Origin of the sequence: Acinetobacter sp. GWC1_38_13, from assembly GCF_001767535.1 — a bacterium.
Taxonomy (GTDB): domain Bacteria; phylum Pseudomonadota; class Gammaproteobacteria; order Pseudomonadales; family Moraxellaceae; genus Acinetobacter; species Acinetobacter junii.
On record NZ_MELG01000059.1, the window covers coordinates 2,544 to 6,554 of the forward strand.

Sequence of the window (4,011 nt, forward strand, 5' to 3'; positions counted from 1 at the left end):
ACAACATAAAATTGCAGTCATCAATCAGGCAATTGAACTCCATCAATCCAGTGTTGAGAATGATGCTTTGAAAATTCTAGCTGCCGTGGGTGGTTTAGAGATTGCTGCCATGACAGGAGCATATTTACGTTGTGCTCAAATTGGTTTGCCTATTGTGGTGGATGGTTTCATTAGTTCCGTTGCAGCATTATGTGCTGTTCGCATACAGCCGAGTTGTCGTGACTGGATGCTATTTGGACATCTATCAGCAGAATATGGTCATGTTCGTATTCTTAAAGAATTAAAAGCGCAGCCAATTCTAAAAATGAATCTAAGATTGGGTGAAGGAAGTGGTGCAGGCGCAGCATTGTCAGTGCTGCAATTGGCATGTGTTTTACATAATCAAATGGCAACCTTTGCCGAAGCTGCAGTGACAGGAGATAAAGTTGCGCCTTGATTTACTGCGACATGGTGAAACAACTTTAAGCCATACTTTACGTGGGCATACTGATGATGAACTAACAGAAAATGGTTGGTTGCAGATGCAATCGACCATACAGCAATATGTCGCTGGAGGTACTAATTGGGATGTTATTTTTAGTTCACCTTTACAGCGTTGTCATGCCTTTGCAATCAATTTAGCAGAGCAACTCGAAATACCTTTGCAATTAAATATGCATATCAAAGAAATGTATTTTGGTGATTGGGAAGGTATTTCGACTCAAAGCATTTATGAAAATGAGCCCGAGTTATTGGCAAATTTTTGGCAATTTCCAATAAAATACCATGCACCAAATGGTGAGTCTTTAGAGCAATTTTTACAGCGTGTTCAAGTTGGCTTTGATGAAATCCACACTCAAATGAAAATACACCAATGGAATAGAGCATTAGTTGTTACGCATGGTGGTGTGATTAAATTACTCACTTGTTTAGCACGACATAAACATCTCAATGATTTATTAATAATGTCTGCTGAGCTTGGGCAACTGTATTCAGTAAAAATGTATAAAAACGATAGTCTCAGTTTTGAGGAAATCAAAGAATGACACCATTTTGGATCGCTTTGCAATTCTTGACTGTTTTACCCATCGAACTAAAACAGATACCAACTGCAAAGCAAAATGGTCAATCTGTACTTTTTTATCCACTTGTAGGGTTGCTAATAGGATTAATTCTATTTGGACTTTCAATCCTTCTCGTAAAATTACCGATTATTCTTGTTGCAATCATTATTTTAGTGATTTGGATTTGGCTTACTGGTGGACTTCATTTAGATGGTCTAGCGGATACAGCAGATGCTTGGGTAGGTGGTTTTGGTGATCGGGAACGGACCTTAAAAATCATGAAAGACCCAAGTTGTGGTCCTATCGGTGTTCTAAGTTTAGTTATTGTTTGCTTGATGAAGTTTTCAGCTTTATATGTCTTGCTAGAACAACGGCTCTCTGCATTTTTAATCTTAATACCCATGCTGGGTCGCAGTGTTCCTTTATTTTTATTTCTCACAACACGATATGTTCGAGCAAATGGATTAGGGCGGTCAATAACGGATTCTATTCCTAAAACACTAGCATGGATGGTTTTTGTCATTACATTAGCATTACTTTGTGCATTTAAATGGATGGGATTAGTTGCTTTAATCAGCTTTTTATTGATATTGGTTTACTTAAGAATTTTGTTTATTAAGCGAATCGGTGGTATCACTGGCGATACGGTGGGTGCTACCATTGAGTTGAGTGAGACAGGTTTAATACTAACTTTTGTCATTGCTTCCTTTTATATCTAAGTGAATTTTTATAGGATTGATCCTCCTCAAATAAGAAGGATCAATTCCGCTTTAACGTTTTCGAGTTGCCAATACACTTCCCAAGATAACTAATACTGCAATCAGTCCCGCAATTGTTCCCAACAGAATGTCTCTAAACGTTTTATCTATCGGTAACCATGTCCATTTGTGCAAATAAGCAAAACTAAATCCCTCTAAGGCATCTTGCTGATTTACTTGCGCCGCAATGACACCACTACTTGGTTCTATATAAAGTCTAAGCTGATCATTCAAATTAGTATCAACTTTGATTACAGGTAAACGTTTATTGATAAAACCATATTCACCGCCAAAACGAGTTATCCACGAACTTTGAGTAAAATGTTTTAAAGGTAAGTTTAAATAAAACGCTGCCAAATATTTGCTCTGCTCAAGAGGATTCAATTTTCTAGCATGTTTTGCATCGATTAACTCAATGGCTGGTGCGGCATCTTTTGCATGATGATGGTGATCATATTCTTTCGCTGCGGTCATGCTCCCTTGTAACTGAGGTTTCCCAGTCAATTGAATCATCCAGCCTGCATGAGCTTGATTTTGATTAAAAGCAATCGGTACAAGATTGAGTCGCTGAATTGGGCGTTGAACTGCCAATTGCCATGCTTCAGGGTTTAAATCTTGCGTATGGAAGATGGGCTGAATATTCACAAGTTCAGATTTTTTATGCCAAACATGATAAAAACCACTAAACATCCATAACAAGATAAAAACACTTAAACTGATGCCCAGATAACGATGAAAAAATCGAATTGGCTTTTCACTTAAACGATGATTTTTACGATTGTGTATTTTGAAAAATAATCCTATACCCATCAAGGTCAAAGTAAGAATGCTAATTAAAGCAATTTGCATCAAGAAACTTTGTCCTGTCCACGGTTGATCTCCCCAAGTCCATCTATGTCCTAAGCGGAAGATCCGTGCCATCCACATTTTCTGATCATTGGAAATCGTTGCTAATCGAGATTGTGCTGGATCGACATAAGCTCTTAAACCAGTATCAAAATCTACACGCCAAACAGGTAATAAACGATTGACGCTTGGATAATCATCGCTAAATTGAGTCACTAGTTCAGCAGAAATAATCTGTTGTTGGCTTAAGCTGGTGTACCAAACTGCAAGACGTTTTGCATCTTTTAATTCGGCATCTTCAATAAGTTGCCCAGTATGACGATCAAAATATTCAGCAATATTTTGATTAGGTCTTAAAACTCGATAAGCGATAAGATCTTTATTAAGTTCAATCACTTGTAGTGCAGAAAATTCGGTAATTTTCTGCATTTCTAAGATTTGAGGAACGGACAATCCATCCCTCAAATCAAGCTGTTGGGATGGAGGCATACGTTTTGCAGGTTGTGGTTGGGTTGCACTCATAATTGGATGCAACACACCAGTTAAAGACCACATCAAAACGAGAATGCCAAGTACCATTCCAAAGCCACGATGAAACTTTAGTAGCTTTTTCAATTGGTTGGCATTCATGACTTATTTCCCAAAATGATAACGTAAACCTAATAAATAAGTACGTGGTGCAGCAGGTGTATAACTGGCTTGGTTATTACTAAAAGAGGTACTTTCTGCATAATGCACATCAGCAGCATTGAGAATTTGCCCATAAACCTCATAGGAATTTTTACGATAATTTGCACGTAGGTTTAAAATCGAATGTCCATCATACTTTTCTGTATTGGCATCATTTATCCAGTATGAACCCACATATATACCTTCGACTGAAAGTAATAGTTCTGGTATAGGTTTAATCTGATACTCAACTGTTCCAAAGCTTTTTGGCGAGCTAGGCATCGTATTGCCGCTATAGTCGAGTGTTAGTGAGGGTTGAAATTGCTTATATTCATGTTTTGCGATACTGCCTGACAGTTTTAAACGCTGGTCATATTGTTCGCTGAGTTTCCATGTTCCACCAATTTCGATACCTTGATGTAAGGTTTTTCCAGCATTGCGAGGTTCACGTGTGTTGTCTGGTTTAGTAAAGCTAAGCACTTCATCTTTACCCTCTAGACGATACAAGGTAATTTCGCCATCTAAGCGATCATCCAATAACTTGAAACGCAAACCTAGATCAACGTTATCAAAGGTGGCTTCTTTGAGATCAGGCGTTACTAAATTTGCTCCATAAAGGCTACTCACTTCAGGTGGAACAAAGCCTTGTGACCAATTGCTGTAAAGATCTAATTCAGGCGTAATATTCCAAACAA

5 protein-coding genes are annotated in these 4,011 nt (G+C 38.0%); 3 read left to right on the plus strand and 2 right to left on the minus strand.

The genetic code is table 11. The features are described from left to right. From A2003_RS05875 to A2003_RS05885, 3 genes are all read left to right on the plus strand, one after another. Positions 1–436: nicotinate-nucleotide--dimethylbenzimidazole phosphoribosyltransferase (locus A2003_RS05875; RefSeq protein ID WP_286686955.1), on the plus strand; the 436-nt coding region annotated here is incomplete at its 5' end. After that, the gene (locus A2003_RS05880; RefSeq protein WP_112987500.1) at positions 426–1,025 is read left to right on the plus strand and encodes a histidine phosphatase family protein; all 600 of its coding nucleotides are present in this window, start codon (positions 426–428) and stop codon (positions 1,023–1,025) included. The genes A2003_RS05875 and A2003_RS05880, both read left to right, overlap by 11 nt. Further along, positions 1,022–1,762 (plus strand): adenosylcobinamide-GDP ribazoletransferase, encoded by a 741-nt coding sequence (locus A2003_RS05885; protein ID WP_112987501.1) that lies wholly within the window; start codon positions 1,022–1,024, stop codon positions 1,760–1,762. The genes A2003_RS05880 and A2003_RS05885 overlap by 4 nt, the downstream gene beginning before the upstream one ends. Before the next feature lie 51 nt (positions 1,763–1,813). Here A2003_RS05885 and A2003_RS05890 read toward each other — a convergent pair whose 3' ends face one another. After that, positions 1,814–3,277 carry a PepSY domain-containing protein gene (locus A2003_RS05890; protein ID WP_112987502.1) on the minus strand — a complete coding sequence of 488 codons (1,464 nt, stop codon included), beginning with the start codon at positions 3,275–3,277 and terminating at the stop codon, positions 1,814–1,816. A 3-nt stretch (positions 3,278–3,280) separates the two neighbouring features. Beyond that, positions 3,281–4,011, minus strand: a 731-nt coding sequence (locus A2003_RS05895; protein WP_286686956.1) for a TonB-dependent receptor domain-containing protein, incomplete at its 5' end; no start/stop codon positions are given.

Excerpts from the sequence above, each read along its gene's own strand:
- A2003_RS05890 (WP_112987502.1), bottom strand. The coding sequence starts at position 3,277 with ATGAATGCCAACCAATTGAAAAAGCTACTAAAGTTTCATCGTGGCTTT.
- A2003_RS05885 (WP_112987501.1), top strand. The coding sequence starts at position 1,022 with ATGACACCATTTTGGATCGCTTTGCAATTCTTGACTGTTTTACCCATC.